Raw genomic sequence first — 20,280 nt, 5'->3', positions numbered from 1 at the left:
CCACCGACACGCCATGAAGGCGGTACCACGACGCCCGCTCGCGCGGCCCAGACGGCACGGTAAGAAAGAAGCCATGACGCAACTGTGGGTCGAACGCACCGGGGTGCGCCGCTATACCGGGCACAGCTCACGCGGCGCGCAGGTACTCGTCGGTTCCGAGGACGTCGACGGTGTCTTCACCCCCGGCGAGCTGCTCAAGATCGCGCTCGCCGCCTGCAGCGGGATGGCCACCGACCAGCCGCTGGCTCGCCGGCTCGGCGACGACTACAAGGCGACCATCCGGGTGTCTGGGGCAGCCGACCGTCAGCAGGAGCGGTATCCGCTGCTGGAGGAGACGCTTGAGGTCGACCTGTCCGGGTTGACCGAGGCTGAGGCAGAGCGCCTGCTGGTCGTCGTCAACCGCGCCGTCGATCAGGCCTGCACCGTCGGCCGAACCCTGAAGTCGGGCACCACCGTAAAACTGGAGATCGCCGATGGCAGAGCCTGAGGTTCGCCTCACCGCGCTGATCCGCGGGCGGGTGCAGGGAGTCGGTTTCCGGTGGTGGACCCGCTCGCGCGCGCTGGAGCTCGGCCTGACCGGGTATGTCGCCAACCGCCTCGACGGACGGGTGCTGGTCGTCGCCCAGGGACCCCGCGACACCTGCCAACAGCTGCTTGACCTGCTACGAAGCGGCGATACACCCGGGCGGGTGGACGCCGTCGACGTCGAGTGGTCAGAACAAACCGAGGACATCCCCGGATTCAGCGCGCGCTAACCGGTGTCGGCTTGATCGGGCGGTAGTCTGGCACGTCGTGTACCTCAAGAGTCTGACGCTGAAGGGCTTCAAGTCCTTCGCCTCACCGACGACTCTGCGGTTCGAGCCGGGCATCACCGCGGTGGTGGGTCCCAACGGCTCGGGCAAATCCAACGTGGTCGACGCGCTGGCCTGGGTGATGGGCGAGCAGGGGGCCAAGAGCTTGCGCGGCGGCAAGATGGAAGACGTCATCTTCGCGGGGACTTCCTCGCGTCCGCCCCTGGGCCGCGCCGAGGTCACCGTCACCATCGACAACTCCGATAACGCATTGCCGATCGAATACTCCGAAGTGTCGATCACCCGCCGGATCTTCCGCGACGGTGCCAGCGAATACGAAATCAACGGCAGCAGTTGCCGTTTGATGGATGTGCAGGAGCTGCTCTCCGACTCGGGCATCGGCCGCGAGATGCATGTCATCGTCGGGCAGGGCAAGCTGGAGGAAATCCTGCAATCCCGGCCCGAAGACCGCCGGGCGTTCATCGAGGAAGCCGCGGGCGTGCTCAAGCACCGCAAGCGCAAAGAAAAAGCGCTGCGCAAACTCGATGCGATGTCAGCAAACCTGGCCCGGCTCACCGATCTGACCACCGAGCTGCGCCGCCAGCTCAAACCGCTGGGCCGGCAGGCCGAAGTCGCCCGCCGGGCGCAAACCATCCAGGCCGACCTGCGTGATGCCCGGCTGCGGCTGGCCGCCGACGACATCGTCACCCGTCGGGCCGAACTGCAAGACACCAGCCACGCCGAGGCAGCGCTGCGCCGCGAGCATGACGAGGCCTCCGCCCGGCTCGCCGTGGCCTCCGAGGAGCTGGCGGCGGAAGAGGACGCGTTGGCCCGCCTTTCCGAACGCGCCGAATCGGCCCAGCAGCTCTGGTTTCGGCTGTCCGCCTTGGCCGAACGGGTGGGCGCGACCGTGCGCATCGCCGACGAGCGTGCCCAGCGCCTCGACCTCGAGCCACCCGCGACCGGCGGGCCCGACCCCGACGCACTGGAGGCGGAAGCCCAGCAGGTGGCGGTGCAGGAGCAGCAGCTGTCTGCGGAGCTGGCCGCGGCGCGAAGCCGGCTGGATGCCGCGCGGGCGGAACTTGCCGAGCGTGAGCGCAGCCTCGCCGACGCCGAAAGGGCCCACCTGGCAGCGGTCCGCGCGGAGGCCGACCGGCGCGAGGGGCTGGCCCGGCTGGCCGGCCAGGTCGAGACCATGCGTGCGCGGGTGGAATCGATCGATGACAGCATCGCCAAATTGTCCGAACGCATCGAAGAGGCAGCCACGCGTGCCCAGCAGGCGCAGGCCGAATTCGAAACCGTGCAGGCCCGGGTCGGCGAATTGGACCAGGGCGAGGTCGGCCTCGACGAGCATCACGAGCGGATGGTCGCTGCGCTGCGGCTGGCCGATGAGCGGGTCGCGGAGCTGCAGGCCGCCGAGCGCGGCGCCGAACGGCAGGTGGCGTCGCTGCGAGCCCGCATCGACGCACTGTCGGTCAGCCTCGAACGCAAGGACGGCACCGGGTGGCTCAGTCGGAACCACAGCAGCGCAGGGCTTTTCGGGTCGATCGCAGAGATGGTCAAGGTGCGCCCGGGCTACGAGGCGGCGCTGGCCGCGGTGCTCGGGGCAGCCGCCGACGCGCTGGCCGCCGACAGTTTGGGTGCGGCCCGGGCCGCGGTGACCGCGCTCAAGGAAGCCGACGCCGGGCGGGCGGCGATCGTGCTCAGCGACTGGCCGGCGAACGACGACCCGGCGCGTGCCACCTACCCCTGCCCGACGGCGCCCACTGGGCGGTCGACCTCGTCGAGGCGCCCGGGCGGCTGCGCGGCGCGATGACCGCGATGCTGTCCGGTGTCGCGGTGGTCGGCGACTTGTCCGACGCGCTCGACCTGGTGGCGGCGCACCCGCAGCTGCGCGCGGCGACTGTCGACGGCGATCTGGTCGGCGCCGGGTGGGTCAGCGGCGGTTCGGACCGCAAGCCCTCGATGCTGGAGCTCACCTCCGAAATCGAGAAGGCCCGCGCCGAGCTGGCCGCCGCGGAGACCCAGGCCAACGAGCTGGGCGCCGCGCTTGCCGGCGCGCTGACCGAGCAGGCCGCCCGCCAAGACGCCGCTGAGCAGGCGCTGGCCGCGCTCAACGAATCCGACGCCGCGATCTCGGCGATCTACGAGCAGCTCGGCCGGCTCGGCCAGGATGCCCGCACCGCCGAGGAGGAGTGGGTTCGACTGCTGCGGCAGCGCGAGGAATTAGAGACCGGCCGCGCGCAAACGGTCGAGGAGCTCACCGAATTGGAGTCCCGGCTGCGCACCGCTCAACAGACCCAAGCCCTGTCCGCGGGCGACCCCGTCGACCGGCAGCAGATCGCCGCCGAGCGCAGCCGGTTGGAAACCGCCCGCGCCGACGAGGTGGAAGCCCGCCTGGCGGTGCGCACCGCCGAGGAACGCGCCAATGCCGTTCGAGGACGGGCGGATTCGCTGCGGCGAGCCGCCGCCGCCGAGCGTGAGGCACGGCTGCGCGCGCAGCAGGCCCGCGCTGCCCGAGAGCATGCCGCAGCGGTCGCTGCGGCGGTAGCCGATTCCGGACGATTGCTGGCTGGGCGGCTCAGCCAGGTCGTGACTGCAGCCTCGCGTCGCCGCGACTCGTTAGCCGTTGAGCGCCAACAACATTCGGCGGCAATGGCCGCGGTCCGCGAGGAGGTGGACGCGCTGCGCACCCGTATCGCGGCGCTCACCGAGGCGCTGCACCGCGACGAGGTGGCCAAGGCGGAGGCGGCGCTACGCATCGAAGGGCTCGAGCAGATGGTGCTCGAGCAGTTCGGGATGGCGCCCGACGACCTGGTCGCCGAGTACGGTCCGCAGGTCCCGCTGCCACCCACCGAGCTGGAGCTCGCCGAGTACGAGCAGGCCCGGGAACGCGGCGAGCAGGTCACCCCACCGGCACCGATGCCGTTCGACCGGCCCACCCAGGAACGCCGGGCCAAGCGCGCCGAACGAGAGCTGGCCGAGCTGGGCCGGGTCAACCCGCTGGCGCTGGAGGAGTACGCCGCGCTGGAGGAGCGCTACAACTTTTTGTCCACTCAGCTCGAAGACGTCAAGGCCGCGCGCAAGGACCTGCTCAACGTCGTCGCCGACGTCGACGCCCGCATCCTGCAGGTGTTTACCGAGGCGTTCGCCGACGTGGAACGCGAGTTTCGCGCGGTGTTCGCCGCGTTGTTCCCCGGCGGGGAAGGCCGGCTGCGGTTGACCGATCCCGACGACATGCTCACCACCGGCATCGAAGTCGAGGCCCGCCCGCCCGGCAAGAAGGTCAAACGGCTGTCGTTGCTGTCTGGCGGCGAGAAGGCGCTGACCGCGGTTGCGATGCTGGTCGCGATCTTCCGGGCCCGGCCGTCGCCGTTCTACGTCATGGACGAGGTGGAGGCGGCCCTGGACGACGTGAACCTGCAGCGGCTGCTCGGGCTGTTCGAAGAATTGCGGGAGCAATCGCAGATCATCATGATCACGCATCAAAAACCGACCATGGAGGTGGCCGACGCGCTCTACGGCGTGACCATGCGCGACGACGGCATCACCACAGTGATCTCGCAGCGGATGCGCGGCCAGCGGGTGGACCAGCTCGTCGGCAGCTCACGATAGCCAGGAGCACATGGTGTCCGACGCTGTATGGATCGTCGTCGCGGGTGTCGCCGCGCTGGTGGTCGTCGCTGCGCTGATCGCGGGCCTGATCCGCTACCGGCGTCGGCGGATCCGCCTGTCGGCTCGTGCGCAGACCGCTGGTGCCGATCGTGGCGGGGGATACACCACGTCGTCGGGCATCACGTTCACCCAGGGGACATCGCCGGAGGTCCTCGACACCACGGGACTGCCCGGTGTGGGCGACGACGCAGCCATTCCGCGCGACACCGTCAAGCGGTCGATCGCCGACGTCCAACTGCCCGAGCACGCGCCGGCGCCGCCCGTCGTTCCCGATATCAGCGCCATCGCCCCACCCGAAGGGCGCCTGGAAAGGCTGCGCGGGCGGCTCGCCCGATCGCAGAACACTTTGGGCCGCAGCATGCTGGGCCTGCTCGGCGGCGGCGACCTGGACGAGGACTCCTGGCAGGACGTCGAGGACACCCTGCTGGTGGCCGACCTCGGCCCGGCGGCCACCGCGTCGGTGGTCACGCAGCTGCGCAGCAGGCTGGCTAGCAGCAGCGTGCGCACCGCAACCGACGCCCGCGCCGTGCTTCGGGAGGTTTTGATCGCCGAGCTGCGGCCCGAGCTGGACCGCACAATCCGCGCGCTGCCGCACGCCGACCACCCGTCGGTGCTGCTCGTCGTCGGCGTCAACGGCACCGGGAAAACCACCACTGTCGGCAAGCTGGCGCGGGTGCTGGTGGCCGACGGCCGGCGCGTGGTGCTCGGCGCCGCCGACACCTTCCGGGCCGCGGCGGCCGACCAGCTGCAGACCTGGGCCGCGCGGGTGGGCGCCGAAGTGGTGCGGGGCGCCGAGGGCGCCGACCCGGCCTCGGTGGCCTACGACGCGGTCGACAAGGGCATCGCCACCGGCGCCGACGTCGTCGTCATCGACACCGCCGGGCGCCTGCACACCAAAACCGGGCTGATGGATGAGCTCGGCAAGGTCAAACGGGTAGTGGAGCGACGCGCCGCCGTCGACGAGGCACTGCTCGTTCTCGATGCCACCATCGGCCAGAACGGGCTGGCGCAGGCCCGGGTATTCGCCGAGGTCGTCGACATCACCGGCGCGGTGCTGACCAAACTGGACGGAACAGCCAAGGGCGGCATCGTTTTCCGCGTCCAACAGGAACTCGGGGTACCGGTGAAACTGGTCGGGCTCGGCGAGGGACCCGACGACCTCGCTCCGTTTGAGCCGGCGGCGTTCGTCGACGCCCTGCTCGGTTGACGCTGGACCCGGTGAGAATCACGTAACTTCGGCGAAACGTTGAGGCACTAACGCCGCAACAACTTTTGCGCATTGTCTGACAAGGTCATCGGTCACCGTTGGCGGCCGGGACCGCGCCGACCGGAGGTGATGTCGAGTGGACCAATTCCCAACCATGGGCATTCCCAATACTGGCGACACCGCCTGGATGCTGGCGAGCTCGGCTCTTGTGCTGTTGATGACGCCCGGCCTGGCGTTCTTTTACGGCGGCATGGTCCGCGCCAGAAGCGTGCTCAACATGATCATGATGAGCATCAGCGCGATGGGCGTCGTGACGGTGCTGTGGGTGCTCTACGGTTACTCGCTCGCCTTCGGCGACGACGTCGGCAACATCGCCGGCAGGCCAACCGAATACTGGGGCCTGAAGGGTCTTATCGGTGTCAACGCCGTCGCCGAGGATCCGAGCACCCACACCGGGGGTGTTCAGATCCCGTTGGCGGGCACCATCCCTCACGTCGTGTATGTCGCGTTCCAGCTGATGTTCGCGATCATCACCGTCGCGCTGGTCTCCGGAGCGGTGGCCGACCGGATGAAATTCGGCAGCTGGACGCTGTTCGCCGGATTGTGGGCGACATTCGTCTACTTCCCGATCGCGCACTGGGTGTTCGCCGCCGACAAGTTCGCGGCCGCGCACGGCGGCTGGATCCTGAACAAGCTGCACGCCATCGACTTCGCCGGCGGCACGGCCGTGCACATCAACGCCGGGACGGCGGGCCTCGTGCTGGCGATCGTCCTCGGCAGGCGGCAGGGCTGGCCCAAGACGATCATGCGGCCGCACAACCTGCCGTTCGTGATGCTGGGTGCTGGGCTACTGTGGTTCGGCTGGTACGGGTTCAACGCCGGATCGGCTACCAGCGCCAACGGCGCCGCCGGCTCCACGTTCATGACCACCACGGTGGCAACCGCCGCCGCCATGTTGGGGTGGCTGCTCACCGAACGCATCCGCGACGGACACGCCACCTCGCTGGGCGCCGCGTCGGGCATCGTTGCCGGACTGGTCGCCATCACGCCGTCCTGCTCGTCGGTCAACGTGGTGGGGGCCTTGGTGGTGGGCGTCGCGGCCGGCGTGTTTTGCGCGTTGGCAGTCGGGCTGAAATACCGGTTGGGCTTTGATGATTCGCTCGACGTGGTCGGAGTGCATCTGGTCGGCGGTCTGGTGGGAACGCTGCTGGTGGGTCTGCTGGCCGCCCCGCAGACCACGGCCATCGCGGGTGTCACCGGCGTGTCACCCGGCCTGTTCTACGGCGGCGGATTCGCTCAGTTGGAACGCCAGGCAATCGGCGCATTCAGTGTTCTCGGGTATTCAGCGGTCGTCACCGCTATCTTGGCCCTGATCCTGAAATACACCATCGGGCTGCGCCTGAGCGCCGAGGACGAAGCCTCAGGCATCGATGAGGCTCAGCACGCTGAGAGCGGCTACGATTTCGCGGTCGTCAGCGGTTCGGTTCCTGGTCGTCACGCCTTGGAGGAGAGTGGAAATGAAGCTGATCACCGCGATCGTGAAGCCGTTCACGCTCGACGACGTCAAGACCAGCCTGGAGGAGGCGGGCGTCCTGGGGATGACGGTGAGCGAAGTGCAGGGGTACGGGCGGCAGAAGGGTCACACGGAGGTTTACCGGGGCGCTGAGTATTCCGTCGAATTCGTCCCGAAGGTTCGGATCGAGGTTGTCGTCGACGATTCCGTCGTCGACAAGGTGGTCGACAGGGTGGTCCGCGCCGCGCGCACCGGCAAGATCGGCGACGGCAAGGTGTGGGTCACCCCGGTGGAGACTGTTGTGCGGGTGCGCACGGGCGAGCGCGGACCTGATGCGCTGTGAGAGCTACCGCGAGTATGCGCGGGCAGAGGCGAAGGTACCCGATTCCGTGGGCGCTGAGGAGCCTTTGCGTCTGCTCGGCCAGATAGCATGAGACCGCGCAGACTGGATTCTGCCCCTGACTCTCGGTGGGAGGGCCCGGCCGCTGGAAGTGCCCGCCCGGCAACCGATTTGGTCGCAGCGCGGGAGCGGCTACTTACCCGGGATCCGGGCGAACAAAATGCGGCCGCATTGCGAAAGGCATGGCAGGAGCTGCATGAGTCCTGGCTGACGACGAAAGCCGTGGAGATCGGCATCACGCAAGACAGCGGCTTCGCAATCGTCGCGACCGGATCGTTGGGCCGACGCGAGCTGCTGCCGCACTCCGATCTGGACCTGATGTTGGTACACAACAATATGCCCACCGACATCGTCGGCAGGGTCGCCAACCTGTTGTGGTATCCGCTGTGGGACGCCAACATTCGTCTTGACCATTGCGTGCGAACCGTCGCCGAGGCAATGCAAATCGCCGATGCGGACATCTCCTCGGGTCTGGCGATGCTGGAAGCGCGCCACATTGCCGGCGATGCGGCCCTGTCGGCGCATCTGGTCGACGGCGTCCGCCGACAATGGCGGAGCGGAATCCGTTCGCGATTCGCTGAACTCGTCGAGGCAACCCAGGCCCGCTGGCAGCGCACCGGCGAGATAGCGCACCGCGTTGAACCGGATCTGAAGTTCGGGCGTGGTGGCCTGCGCGACATCCAGTTGCTGGACGGCCTGGCGATCGCGCAGCTCGCCGATCGCCAGGCGATTCGCAACCCCGAGGTCGCGGCGGGTTCAGTGGACCACGCCTGTCGCGCACTGGTTGACGTGCGCACCGAACTGCGCCGGGTATCCGGCCGCGGGCATGACGTGCTGCTGGCCCAGTACGCCGACGACATCAGTTCGGCGCTGCAGCTCGGCGACAGGTTCGATCTGGCGCGCATGCTGTCCGACGCCGCGCGCACGATCAGCTATCACGTCGACGCCGCGTTAAGGACCGCCGCCAATTCGCTGCCGCGGCGCGGCATGTCGGCGTTGCGGCGGCGACGCCGCCGGCCGCTGGACGAAGGCGTCGTCGAGTACGCCGGGGAGGTCGTGTTGGCCCGCGATGCCCGACCAGAACACGACCCCGGCCTGCTGCTGCGAGTGGCCGCCGCATCGGCTGTCTCCGGCGTGCCCATCGCGGCCGCCACGCTGAGCCGACTCGCCGACGCGGCACCCGATTTGCCTACCCCGTGGCCACCCGACGTTCTGGATGACCTGTTGGTTCTGCTCAGTGCGGGGCCGGCCACGGTCTCGACGATCGAGTCGCTCGACCGCGTCGGGCTGTGGGCCCGGGTGCTGCCCGAATGGGCTGCAATCCGCGACTTACCGCCCCGCGACGTGATCCACACCTGGACCGTGGATCGTCATCTGGTCGAAACTGCCGTGCAGGCAAGTGCTTTCACTACCCGCGTGGCACGGCCTGACCTTCTGATGCTTGGTGCACTGCTGCACGACATCGGCAAAGGCCGGTCCACCGACCACAGCGTGATCGGCGCCGAGTTGGCCACGGCGATTGGTACCCGCCTGGGTATGTGGCAGGCGGACGTGGCGATGCTGGCGAAACTCGTTCGCCACCACCTGCTGTTGGTCAAGACGGCGACTCGCCGTGATCTAAACGACCCCCAGACCATCGCGACTGTCGCAGACGCGGTCGGGGGAGACCCGGTGCTGCTCGACGTGCTGCACGCGATGACGGAAGCTGACGCGTTGGCCACCGGCCCCGGGGTGTGGGGTGACTGGAAAGCCTCGCTTGTCGGCGAATTGGTGCGCCGCTGCCACATGGTGATGGCCGGGCAAAATTTGCCGCACCCCGATCCCATTGACCCCGAGTATCTTTCGCTGGCCGACGACCACGGGGTGCACGTGGAGGTCAGGCCGGGCGACGGTACGCGCTACCACGTGGTGATGATCGCGCCCGATCAGCGGGGCCTGCTGTCGAAGGCCGCGGGCGTACTGGCGCTGAACTCGTTGCGAGTGCACTCCGCTGCGGTCAACGTTCACCACGGCGCCGCAATCAACGAATTCGTGGTGTCGCCGCTTTTTGGTAGCCCAGCCGCGGCCGAGCTGCTGCGCCAGCAATTGGTCGCTGCGTTGGCCGGAGACCTCGACATCCTGGGCATGCTGGACCGCCGAGAGGCGGACGAGGACAGCAGCCCCATCGGGGAGGTGCTGACCGGGGTGCCCGGCTATCGGCCGACCCCGCCGCCACGCATTCTGTGGTTCGGTGGCACGCCCGATCAGCTGATCGTCGAAATCCGCACGTCCGACCGGACGGGGCTGCTCGCGTCACTGACCGGAGGATTGGAGCGCGCGGGCGCCGATATCATCTGGGCGAAGGTCACCACGCTGGGGTCGATGGTCGACGACGTGTTCTGCGTCAGGGCGTCCACCGACGCGGCCGAGGTGCCCGCGAAAGTGCAGGCGGCGGTGGAACGGGAACTGATCGCCGTGTTGGACACCGCCGTGGTCGACAGATCCGTCGACTACGCCTACTAAACGGCCTACTGAACGCCGGTTTTGACGGCCAGCCGGCGGGCCCTGGCTTCGTCACACCAGGACGGTCTTGGGCATGACGGTGGGCTTGACTCCGTATCGCGGTGTGCCGAAACCGTAGCCGCTGCGCCCAGCCGACGCCACCGACGGCATCCCGGCCGGCACCGTGGCCACAGGCATTTCTTCTTCCGGAGCCACCGTCCAGCCCGAGCCCTCGAATTCCGCGGCGGCGCTGGCTGCCGGGGCGGCCGAGGACCAGGTGCCCGGCACCGACAAGCTGCCCACCAGAGAGGCCTGCCCCATACCCGCCGCGACCGGGGCCGCGCCGTAGCCGCCGGCCGCTGGTGCGGTCGAGCTCGCAAGGATTCCACCGCCCAGGCCCGCACCCAGGGGGTGACGTCGCCGACGGTGACGCCCGCCAGGGCGTTGCTGATGAAATGTCCCAAAGTCGCCCCCGCCGAGATCATCATCATCGTGCACCACGACGCCGTGACATCCACGGAGTTGATGCTGTTGAAGACGATGCCGGTGTTCATCAGGTCCTTGAGACCTTGCCAGATCGAGGTTCCCGAACTCGCGTTCGCCGCCAGGCCGAGCGGGTTGGCGAGCGCTCCTTGTGCGTTGGTGAGGCTGGACAGCACCCCGTTGAGTCCCGATGTCGTCGCGCTGCTGCTCACGGCATTGGAGACCGCGGCAGCTTGTGCACCCAGACCCGCCGGGTTGGTGGTCTCCGCCGGCGGAGTCACCGGGGTGAGCTGCGCGGCGGCCGCCGAGGACGCGGCGTAGCCATACATTGCGGCGGCGTCCTGGGCCCACATTTCCGCGTATTGAGCCTCGTTGGCCGCGATCGCCGGGGTGTTTTGCCCCAGGAAGTTGGTCGACACCAGCATCGCCAGCTGCGCCCGGTTGGCGGCGATAACCGGCGGCGGCACCGTGGCGGCAAAGGCGGTCTCGTAGGCGGCCGCCGATGCGATGGCCTGGGAGGCGGCGTGCTGCAGTTGCCCCGAGGTCGTGCTCAGCCAGGTGATGTAGGGCTCGGCGGCGGCGGCCATCGCCGCGGCCGACGGACCCTGCCAGGCTGAGCCGGTGAGTTGTGAGATCACCGACTGGTAGGACGCCGCCGTCGCGCTTAGCTCACCGCTCAAGTTGCTGAACGCCGCGGCGGCGGCCACCATCGGGCCTGCCCCGGCACCGGAGTACATGAGCGCCGAATTGATTTCCGGGGGCCGCGCTGCGAAATCGAAGAACATTTTCTCCAGATCCTGTCTATAAAATCCAGTGGCGCATCGGGATTACCGGACACCGTTGGCCGGCTCAATTTTCTAAACGCTGGGTTTGGGCATTACCTTTGGTTTGACGCCGTAGCGTGGGGCGCCCAAGCCGTAGCCGCCGCGACCGGCCGACGCGACCGACGGCATTCCGGCGGGCATTGTGGCTACCGGCGCGGTCTCCGGCGCGGCGGTCGTCCAGCTGTGAGCCGCCAGGCGTACCGGAGCGCTGGCCGCCGACGCTTCGCCGGTCCAACTGGGCGGGACCGACATGCCCCCGACCGACGATGCCTGCCCGACCCCGGCCAACACCGGTGTGGCGCCCAGCGCCGCGGCACCGCCGCCCCCGCCGGGCTGACCGTGCCGGCCAGGTCGGCCAAGCCGCCTTCCAGTCCGCCTTCGGCGGCCTCTTCGGGCAGGGCGGTGAGAAGACCGCCGCCGGCCATTCCGATCAGGTCCGATCCCGCCGACGCCCAGTTGCCGGTGTTGATATTCAATAAGTTGGCGATGGGACTGCTTAGCGGCGAATTACCGAGCGCCTGGGCCAAGCCTTCGAGGATGTCGCCCAGGCCCGTGGCTTGCGTCGGCGCGGCAGCCGGCGACGCCCCGACCAGGGAGCTCAGCCCTGTCAGCGGCGTCGAGGCGGCCACCGCCTGGTTGGCCGCCTCGGTTTCTCCGTAGGACCCGGCGCTGGCCGCCAAAAGGTTCACGAATTGTTGGTGAATGGCTTGGGCTTGGGCGCTGGCTGTCTGGTAGAGCTGGCCATAGGTGGAGAAAATTCCCGCCTGTAGCGCCGACACCTCGTCCGAGGCTGCGGGGGCGATGGCCGTGGTCGGACCGGCGGCGGCGGCGCTCTCGGCGGCCATCGAAGTGCCGAGACCCTCCAGCTGGCTGGACGCCGCTGCGAGCGCTTCGGGCAGCGTCTTCACGAAAGACATGTACTTCTCCTAGGGAAATAGGTCGACCCGTTAAGAGGGCCGACCGGGGTGATCACCGTGTGATGATGTCTGGCAATGGATCCACGGCTATACCTTCGCGTAGCGAGTGCGGAAACCCCAGCGCGTTAATTGCTTCTTAACGTCGGCGGACGAACTTTTAACAAATTGCTTCCGGTGGCCGCCCATTTTCAGGCATCCAGTGGTGCCGGCGACCACGTGCGAGATTTCTCGCGGTGGCCATAACCCGATCGCTGGAGTCGGCGAACTTAAATCCGCAAACTGACGCGCCGGTGTGTGATTTGCGATCAGGTAAAAGGCTGGTTACGCCCAGTCACCGTTAAGGTGCCGTTACGGAATGCTCACATATGTGGTCGCTTGGTGTGAGTTGACGGAGAGGCGCTCGCTGTGGACGGGTTCAGCGCCATCGCCGCCCAATCGAGACGCCACAGCGACTGGAATAGTTTGCGGGCGAACGCTTCCAGGTTGGCGGCGTCGGCTGGGGTTGCCTGGGACGTCCGCGCCGCCGCACAGGCGGCAATCTGTCGAATCGTGCGACGCCCGTCGACGTGCTGTACGAACGGCAACTGAGCCGGATTCATGGTCATACGCGCGCCGGGCCAAACAATGTCGGTGCCAAAGACGCCGCAGCGGGTGCGCAGCATCGGTACGTATTCGAGGGCGTCGACGGTCGAGAAATCGATCGTGTAGCTCTCTTTGGGCCGCTCCGAGCGACACGCCATGAAGAAATGGCACCCGTTCAATGTCTGTAGACGCTCCATCACCGACCACAACTTCCTTTCCGGCAACGCATTTACGGCCGAATAGAACTTGCTGGCCGGCGCGAACAAATCGTGCGGGTAATACGGCGCCTTATGGAACCACCCTTGAAATACCAGCCCGGCAGAGGTGACGAGGTCAATACATTCGTCTACCGTATAGCTGCGCGCACGGCCATGCAGAAACGTGTCGACCAGCGCGGCGTCGGACTGCAAATCTCGCGCGATCTTCAAATAATTCTGAACAGGGTGATCCGGCGGAAGCGCCGAGAGTGTGTCTTTGACAATTTTGACCGATGTTTCGTCCTGGCCGAGTCCCATGTCGCGAAATACAGACTCCAGCAGCTCGACGCCGATACGGCCGTATTTCGCATAGAGCATCACTGCCAGCACGCCATCCCGCCGCAGGCATCCGGCGAGCGCTTTCATACCTTTCACGGGATCGGCCAGGTGATGTAAAACGCCGGTCGCTACGACCAGGTCGAAGTCGAGTCCAAGCGTCGTCAGCTTTTCGATGTCGAGCAGGCGCAATTCGAGGTTGTCCAGCTCATGCTTTTCTTTCAAATATTGCTGATGGTCCAGGGATGGCTGGCTGATATCGACGGCTACCACTTTTGCCAGGGGGTTGGTAAAGGCAAAAATTGCCGCCTGGCTTGTGCCACAACCTGCGATGAGAATATCGAGATCGGGTCTGTATTCGCGATCGGGCCACAATATTCGGTGCGCATGCGCGGGGTCGAACCATTCCCAGTGGTCAGCGGTCCAGGCCTCGAGATCCGCTACGGGGCGGGGATACCTCCACCGCTCATACTGGCGACGGACGGCATCCGCGCCCGGGTCGTCGTTCACTTCACCGGTGACCTCGTTGCGGGTTGATGCTGATCCTGGATCCGCGTCGGCGTAACTGGCTGCCCTGGCTAGCGGCGATTATGAGTTGCTGTCCGGCCTGCCGCAACCGAGCCCGAGCCTCGCCCTGCCGCGCTCCGCAGCGTGTGTCGTCGCCTCGCTACGCTGGTCGGCGTGTTCGAATCGCTTTCCGACCGCCTGACCGGCGCCCTGCAGAGCCTGCGCGGCAAGGGTCGGTTGACCGACGCCGACATCGACGCCACCACCCGCGAAATCCGGTTGGCGCTGCTGGAAGCCGACGTCTCGTTGCCGGTGGTGCGGGCGTTCGTCAGCCGCATCAAAGAACGCGCCAAGGGTGCGGAAGTATCGGGCGCGCTCAACCCCGCACAGCAGGTCGTCAAGATCGTCAACGAGGAACTGATCGGCATCCTCGGCGGCCAAACCCGGCAACTGGCATTCGCCAAGACGCCGCCGACGGTGATCATGCTCGCCGGTCTGCAAGGCTCGGGTAAGACCACACTGGCCGGCAAACTGGCCAAATGGCTGCGCGGACAAGGGCATACGCCGCTTTTGGTGGCTGCCGACCTGCAACGGCCCGCGGCGGTGAACCAGCTGCAGGTGGTCGGTGAGCGGGCCGGGGTCCCGGTGTTCGCGCCGCATCCCGGCGCGTCGCCCGACGCCGGTCCCGGTGATCCGGTCGCGGTGGCCGCCCAGGGGCTTGCCGAGGCGCGGGCCAAGCATTTCGACGTCGTCGTCGTCGACACCGCCGGGCGGCTCGGCATCGACGACGAGATGATGGCTCAGGCCGCCGCGATCCGCGCGGCCATCGACCCCGACGAAGTGCTGTTCGTCTTGGACGCGATGATCGGGCAGGACGCCGTCACCACCGCCGAGGCGTTCGGCGCGGGTGTCGGCTTCACCGGCGTGGTGCTGACCAAGCTCGACGGCGACGCCCGCGGCGGCGCCGCACTGTCCGTGCGCGAAGTAACAGGTGTGCCAATCCTTTTCGCGTCCACCGGCGAAAAGCTGGAGGACTTCGACGTCTTCCATGCCGACCGGATGGCCAGCCGCATCCTGGGCATGGGCGACGTGCTGAGCCTGATCGAGCAGGCCGAGCAGGTTTTCGACGCGCAACAGGCCGAGGCCGCCGCCGCCAAGATCGGCACCGGCGAGCTGACCCTGGAGGACTTCCTTGAGCAGATGCTGGCCATCCGCAAGATGGGACCGATCGGCAACCTGCTGGGCATGCTGCCCGGGGCGGGTCAGATGAAAGAGGCGCTGGCCGCCGTCGACGACAAACAGCTCGACCGGTTGCAGGCGATCATCCGGGGGATGACGCCCGAGGAGCGGGCCGACCCCAAGATCATCAACGCCTCACGGCGGCTGCGCATCGCCAACGGCTCCGGCGTGACCGTCTCGGAGGTCAACCAGCTGGTCGACCGGTTCTTCGAGGCCCGCAAGATGATGTCGTCGATGATGGGCAGCATGGGCATGCCCGGGCTGGGGCGCAAATCCGGGCGCAAAGCTGCGAAAACCAAAGCGGGCAAGGGCAAGAAAGGCAAGAAGCGCGGTCCCACACCGCCCAAAGCGCGAAGCCCGTTTGGCGCCGGTTTGCCGTCGGGATTTCCGGATCTGTCACACCTGCCGGAGGGGCTGAACGAACTGCCACCGGGTTTGGCGGACTTCGACTTGTCCAAACTGAAGTTCCCAGGCAAGAAGTAGCCGGATGCGGCTTCACATCCGCGGCAGGTGTCTGCCCGACGAAGCTGCGCTCGAGCTGTGGATCGTCGACGGGCAGATCAGCCTTGAGCCAGTGGCCGGTGCCGACACCGTGTTCGACGGCGGCTGGGTCATCCCGGGCCTGGTGGATGCCCACTGTCATGTCGGGTTGGGCGCGCACGGCGTCGTCGACCTCGACGAGGCGATCGACCAGGCCGAGACCGAACGCGACGTGGGCGCGTTACTGCTGCGGGACTGCGGTTCGCCGACCGACACCCGCAGCCTCGACGATCATGCCGATCTGCCGCGCATCATCCGCGCGGGCCGGCATCTGGCCCGCCCCAAGCGCTATACGCCTGGTTTCGCAATCGAACTCGACGATGAATCGCAGCTGCCCCAGTTGGTTGCCGAGCAGGCGCGGCGAGGTGACGGGTGGGTGAAGCTCGTCGGGGACTGGATCGACCGGCAGGTGGGCGATCTCGCGCCGCTGTGGTCCGACGACGTGCTTAAGGCGGCGATCGATGTCGCGCACACCCACGGAGCGCGGGTCACCGCGCACGTCTTCGGCGAGGATGCGCTGCCCGGGTTGATCAATGCCGGGATCGACTGCATTGAACACGGCACTGGGGTCACCGACGACACGATCGAGTTGATGGTCGAGCACGGCACCGCCTTGGTGCCCACGCTGATCAATATCGAGAACTTTCCGAGCATTGCTGCCTCCGCAGACCGCTACCCGACGTATGCGGCTCACATGCGCGACCTGCACGCGAGGTGTCATTCGCGGATCGCCGCGGCGCGCGATGCGGGCATAGCGGTGTATGCCGGCACCGACGCCGGCACCATGGTGGCCCATGGTCGCATCGCCGATGAGGTCGAGGCGCTCAAGCGGATCGGGATGAGCCCCATCCAGGCACTGGGCGCGGCGTCCTGGGACGCCCGGCGCTGGCTGGGCCGTCCCGGCCTCGATCACGGCGCATCGGCAGATCTGTTGTGCTACAACGACGATCCGCGGCTCGGCCCTGGCGTGCTGAGCAGCCCCGACGTGGTGATATTGCGCGGTCGGCTGTTCTGAGCCGACGCGCGGCTGCGACCGCCGATAGGATCGAGGGATGCCGTTGGCCCCTGGGTCGACCTTTGCCGGTTACACCATCATCCGGATGCTGGGTACGGGCGAAGCGGGTGAGGTCTATCTCGCTCAAGATCCCCGGCTGTCGCGCCAGGACGCGTTGAAAATCCTTCCCCGCGCGATGACAGCGGACCGCGAGTTTTGCGAGAGGTTCCACCGGGAAGCCCCGCTCGCCACAACGCTGTATCACCCGCACATCGTGCAGGTGTATGGCCGCGGCGAGTTCGACGGCCGGCTGTGGATCGCAATGGAATACCTCGACGGCATCAACGCCGCACAGCTCATCCGCGAGCAGTTTCCAGCCGGGATGCCAGCCGGTGAGGCGCTGTCGATCGTCGCGGCCATCGCCGGGGCACTGGATTACGCGCACCAGCGAGGAATGCTGCACCGCAACGTCACACCAGCCAACATCTTCTTGACCAACCCCGGCAATGGTGAACCACGAATCCTGTTGACGGACTTTGGAATAGCACGACAACTCGGCACCATCCGACGGCTGGGCCGCAGGAGCCCGGATGGGGGCGCGTTCGCCTACGCTGCGCCGGAGCAGCTGACTGGCTCGCGCATCGACGCGCGCGCCGACCAGTACGCGCTCGCGGCCACCGCGCTTCATCTGCTCACCGGAGCCCAACCCCGACGCGGCGATCGGCACCCGCAGTTGGGTCATCTTGACGGCGTGTTGTCGATAGCCTTGGCCGAAAAACCGGCCGACCGGTTCGGCAGCTGTGCCCAATTCGCCCATGCGCTAAGCGAACAGGCGGGCCTTCTCGTCGGTGACCGCAGCCCCGAGGCCGTCCTCGCCCTGGACTACCCCGATGAAGCAGCGGTCGAAAGTGTGGCCGGGGCAGGCCAATCGCCGTCGAAACGCGCTGGCAGTACTGCCCGGTCGCTGCTGACAGCGGTACGGCGACCGCTGTCAGGGCGGCGCAGCGCTCTGCCCTCGGTTGCCACCGCGCCGGTGCCGACGAGCCGCCGATGGTCGTGGATCTTGGCCGGGGCGGCGGCCGGGGCGGCGCTCACGCTGCTCATTGGCCTGCTGGCAGTGGGCACGATCTATCGCAAAAACGACACGACCCCCGCCCAGGCGGGCATTCCCGCGACGACATTAACCCGGGCTCCCACCACGACCAGCAGCACTCCCGCCGCGCCGCCCGCCATGCTCGAGGGCACCTACCAGGTGGACGTCAACCGCGCCCAGCAGACCTACAACGACATCCCCGACCCGCAACCGCCGAACGTGACCACCTGGTGGGCATTTCGTTCGTCGTGCCTACCGGCCGGATGCGTTGCCGGCGGGATCCTGCTCGACGACAACGACCACCAGACGGTGAGCACGGCAAGTGGCGGGCACACGCTTGTCCTGGATTTCCGTGACGGCGCCTGGCAGTCGCGACCGGAAATCGTCCAGTTCCCCTGCGTGGGCCCGAACGGAACGGCGGCCAAAGAGACCACCACGCAAACGATTTCGCTGCAACCGCAGACGCATGGGCCACTGCGCGGGGTGATGACGGTGACCGTCGAAACCGATGAGTGCGGTCAAAAGGGCGGGCGGATCGTAATTCCGGCTGTGGCCGCGCGAGTCGGCGAGGTGCCCCCTGGCATCGTCGTGCCCGTTCCTGCCACCAGCACTGCGGCGGCCCCGACGACAACTCGGTGAGGACACGCGCGGGGATTAAATGATTGTAAGTACTTACTAACTTTGGTAGGCTCGCAGAGACCTTGAACCCGGAGGGGCTGTGGGCTACGACGTCATCGTTCGCGACGGGCTGTGGTTCGACGGCACCGGCCGCCCGCCGCAGCCCCGCACGCTGGGGATTCGCGATGGCGTCGTCGCGGCCGTGTCCGCCGAGCCGCTGGACGAGGCGGGCTGCCCGGAAGTGATCGACGCGGCCGGCAAGTGGGTGGTCCCGGGCTTCGTCGATGTGCACACCCACTACGACGCCGAGGTGCTGCTGGACCCCGGATTGCGGGAATCGGTGCGGCACGGCGTCACCACGGTAGTGCTGGGAAACTGTTCGCTGTCGACCGTGTATGCCGACTCGGCGGACGCCGCCGACCTGTTCAGCAGGGTCGAAGCGGTGCCGCGCGAATTTGTGTTCGGCGCGCTGAAGGCCGGCAAGACCTGGTCGACGGCCGCCGAATACGTTGCAGCGCTTGATGATTTGCCGCTTGGGCCGAACGTCGGCTCGCTGGTCGGTCATTCGGACCTGCGCACGGCCGTGCTGGGCCTGGGCCGGGCCACCGACGATGGTGTACGACCGACTGGCGCCGAGTTGCAGCGGATGACGGCACTGCTCGACGAGGCGCTTGACGCGGGCCTGCTCGGCATGTCGGGGATGGACGCGGCCATCGACAAACTCGACGGCGACCGCTATCGGTCGCGAGCGCTCCCGTCCACGTTTGCCACCTGGCACGAGCGGCGCACGCTGATCGAGGTGCTGCGCCGGCGCAGCCGCATTCTGCAGAGTGCCCCCAATATTGCCAAGCCGGCGTCGGGATTGCTGTTCTTCTTGGCCAGCGGCCATATGTTCGGGCGCCGCAAGCCGGTGCGGATGAGCCTGCTGGTCTCCGCGGACGCCAAGTCGATGCCCGGCGCGGCCGCCGTGTTCGGCTTGGGCACACGACTGCTCAATGCGGTGCTCGGCTCGCAGGTGCGCTTGCAGCACCTGCCCGTGCCCTTCGAGCTGTATTCCGACGGAATCGATTTGCCGGTCTTCGAGGAGTTCGGCGCGGGAACCGCGGCGCTGCATCTCCGCGACCAGCTTGCGCGCAACACGCTGCTGGCGGACCTCGAGTACCGCCGGAAATTCCGGCGTGAGTTCGACCGCAAGAAGCTCGGCCCGACGTTGTGGCACCGCGACTTCCACGATGCGGTAATCGTCGAATGCCCCGATAAGTCGCTGGTCGGCAAGAGCTTCGGGGCGATCGCCGACGAGCGTGGGCTGCACCCGCTGGATGCGTTTCTCGACGTGCTCGTCGACAACGGTGAACGCAACGTGCGGTGGACCACGACCGTCGCCAACCACCGGCCCAAGCAACTGGACAAGCTTGCCGCCGAGCCCACCATCCACATGGGTTTCTCCGACGCGGGCGCGCACCTGCGCAACATGGCGTTCTACAACTATCCGCTGCGCCTGCTGAAGCGCACACTGGATGCCGCACGAGCCGGAGCGCCGTTTCTTACCGTCGAGCAGGCGGTGTATCGGCTGACCGCTGAAGTGGCCGATTGGTTCGGGCTCGACGCCGGCACGCTGCGGCGCGGTGACCGCGCAGATTTCGTGGTGATCGATCCAGACGGTCTCGACGAATCGGTGGACGGCTACTACGAGGAGGCGGTTCCCTTCTACGGTGGCTTGCGGCGAATGGTCAACCGCAACGACGCTGCGGTCGTGGCGACCGGTGTGGGCGGAGCGGTGGTGTGTCGCCACGGGCAGTTCCGCGACGGCTACGGCACAACGGCGAAGTCGGGCCGGGTCCTGCGCGCCAAGGCTCGCCAGCCCCGGGTTGCGCGCGTCTGAG

11 protein-coding genes and 3 pseudogenes are annotated in these 20,280 nt (G+C 67.4%); 11 read left to right on the top strand and 3 right to left on the bottom strand.

Going from position 1 to position 20,280, the window contains the following annotated elements; translation table 11 throughout:
• Positions 1-73 precede the first annotated feature (73 nt).
• The 7 genes and pseudogenes from MYXE_RS16160 (at position 74) to MYXE_RS16130 (ending at position 10,088) form a co-directional block, all read left to right on the top strand.
• Positions 74-487, top strand: coding sequence for an OsmC family protein (locus MYXE_RS16160; RefSeq protein WP_003922079.1), 414 nt, complete (start codon positions 74-76; stop codon positions 485-487).
• Entirely contained in the window at positions 474-755 is a 282-nt protein-coding gene (locus MYXE_RS16155) for an acylphosphatase (RefSeq protein WP_003922078.1), read from the top strand. The genes MYXE_RS16160 and MYXE_RS16155 overlap by 14 nt, the downstream gene beginning before the upstream one ends.
• Before the next feature lie 37 nt (positions 756-792).
• Positions 793-4,406: pseudogene (smc, locus tag MYXE_RS16150) on the top strand (chromosome segregation protein SMC).
• Between the two features lie 10 nt (positions 4,407-4,416).
• The gene (ftsY, locus tag MYXE_RS16145) at positions 4,417-5,673 is read left to right on the top strand and encodes a signal recognition particle-docking protein FtsY (protein WP_415624429.1); all 1,257 of its coding nucleotides are present in this window, start codon (positions 4,417-4,419) and stop codon (positions 5,671-5,673) included.
• A gap of 136 nt (positions 5,674-5,809) precedes the next feature.
• On the top strand, positions 5,810-7,339 hold the full coding sequence (locus MYXE_RS16140) for an ammonium transporter (RefSeq protein ID WP_232061631.1): 1,530 nt from the start codon (positions 5,810-5,812) through the stop codon (positions 7,337-7,339).
• Positions 7,248-7,529: a P-II family nitrogen regulator gene (locus tag MYXE_RS16135; protein WP_232061841.1), complete on the top strand. Its 282-nt coding sequence runs from the start codon at positions 7,248-7,250 to the stop codon at positions 7,527-7,529. The genes MYXE_RS16140 and MYXE_RS16135 overlap by 92 nt, the downstream gene beginning before the upstream one ends.
• A gap of 87 nt (positions 7,530-7,616) precedes the next feature.
• Positions 7,617-10,088, top strand: a complete 2,472-nt coding sequence (locus MYXE_RS16130; protein ID WP_085195778.1) for a [protein-PII] uridylyltransferase — start codon at positions 7,617-7,619, stop codon at positions 10,086-10,088.
• A 51-nt stretch (positions 10,089-10,139) separates the two neighbouring features.
• Here MYXE_RS16130 and MYXE_RS16125 read toward each other — a convergent pair.
• The 3 genes and pseudogenes from MYXE_RS16125 to MYXE_RS16115 all read right to left on the bottom strand — a co-directional run bounded on the left by MYXE_RS16125 (position 10,140) and on the right by MYXE_RS16115 (position 13,916).
• Positions 10,140-11,335, bottom strand: a pseudogene (locus tag MYXE_RS16125) (PPE family protein).
• Positions 11,336-11,407: 72 nt separating this feature from the next.
• Positions 11,408-12,291, bottom strand: a pseudogene (locus MYXE_RS24995) (PPE family protein, SVP subgroup).
• Between the two features lie 359 nt (positions 12,292-12,650).
• A complete protein-coding gene (locus tag MYXE_RS16115) occupies positions 12,651-13,916 on the bottom strand; it encodes a class I SAM-dependent methyltransferase (RefSeq protein WP_085195784.1) in 1,266 nt (421 codons plus the stop codon).
• Positions 13,917-14,087: 171 nt separating this feature from the next.
• Between MYXE_RS16115 and ffh the strand changes: the two genes are divergently transcribed.
• The 4 genes from ffh to MYXE_RS16095 all read left to right on the top strand — a co-directional run bounded on the left by ffh (position 14,088) and on the right by MYXE_RS16095 (position 20,279).
• Positions 14,088-15,635, top strand: a complete 1,548-nt coding sequence (gene ffh, locus MYXE_RS16110) for a signal recognition particle protein (RefSeq protein ID WP_085195786.1) — start codon at positions 14,088-14,090, stop codon at positions 15,633-15,635.
• A gap of 4 nt (positions 15,636-15,639) precedes the next feature.
• Entirely contained in the window at positions 15,640-16,707 is a 1,068-nt protein-coding gene (locus tag MYXE_RS16105) for a metal-dependent hydrolase family protein (protein WP_085195788.1), read from the top strand.
• Between the two features lie 37 nt (positions 16,708-16,744).
• Positions 16,745-18,418 (top strand): serine/threonine-protein kinase, encoded by a 1,674-nt coding sequence (locus MYXE_RS16100; RefSeq protein WP_085195790.1) that lies wholly within the window; start codon positions 16,745-16,747, stop codon positions 18,416-18,418.
• Between the two features lie 79 nt (positions 18,419-18,497).
• Positions 18,498-20,279, top strand: a complete 1,782-nt coding sequence (locus tag MYXE_RS16095) for an N-acyl-D-amino-acid deacylase family protein (protein ID WP_085195792.1) — start codon at positions 18,498-18,500, stop codon at positions 20,277-20,279.
• Position 20,280 lies beyond the last annotated feature (1 nt).

This window comes from Mycobacterium xenopi, from assembly GCF_009936235.1.
Taxonomy (GTDB): Bacteria; Actinomycetota; Actinomycetes; order Mycobacteriales; family Mycobacteriaceae; genus Mycobacterium; species Mycobacterium xenopi.
This window is presented reverse-complemented; position numbering and strand designations above follow the sequence as displayed.

Excerpts from the sequence above, each read along its gene's own strand:
- MYXE_RS16160 (WP_003922079.1), top strand. The coding sequence starts at position 74 with ATGACGCAACTGTGGGTCGAACGCACCGGGGTGCGCCGCTATACCGGG.
- MYXE_RS16155 (WP_003922078.1), top strand. The coding sequence starts at position 474 with ATGGCAGAGCCTGAGGTTCGCCTCACCGCGCTGATCCGCGGGCGGGTG.
- ftsY (WP_415624429.1), top strand. The coding sequence starts at position 4,417 with ATGGTGTCCGACGCTGTATGGATCGTCGTCGCGGGTGTCGCCGCGCTG.
- MYXE_RS16130 (WP_085195778.1), top strand. The coding sequence starts at position 7,617 with ATGAGACCGCGCAGACTGGATTCTGCCCCTGACTCTCGGTGGGAGGGC.
- MYXE_RS16105 (WP_085195788.1), top strand. The coding sequence starts at position 15,640 with ATGCGGCTTCACATCCGCGGCAGGTGTCTGCCCGACGAAGCTGCGCTC.
- MYXE_RS16100 (WP_085195790.1), top strand. The coding sequence starts at position 16,745 with ATGCCGTTGGCCCCTGGGTCGACCTTTGCCGGTTACACCATCATCCGG.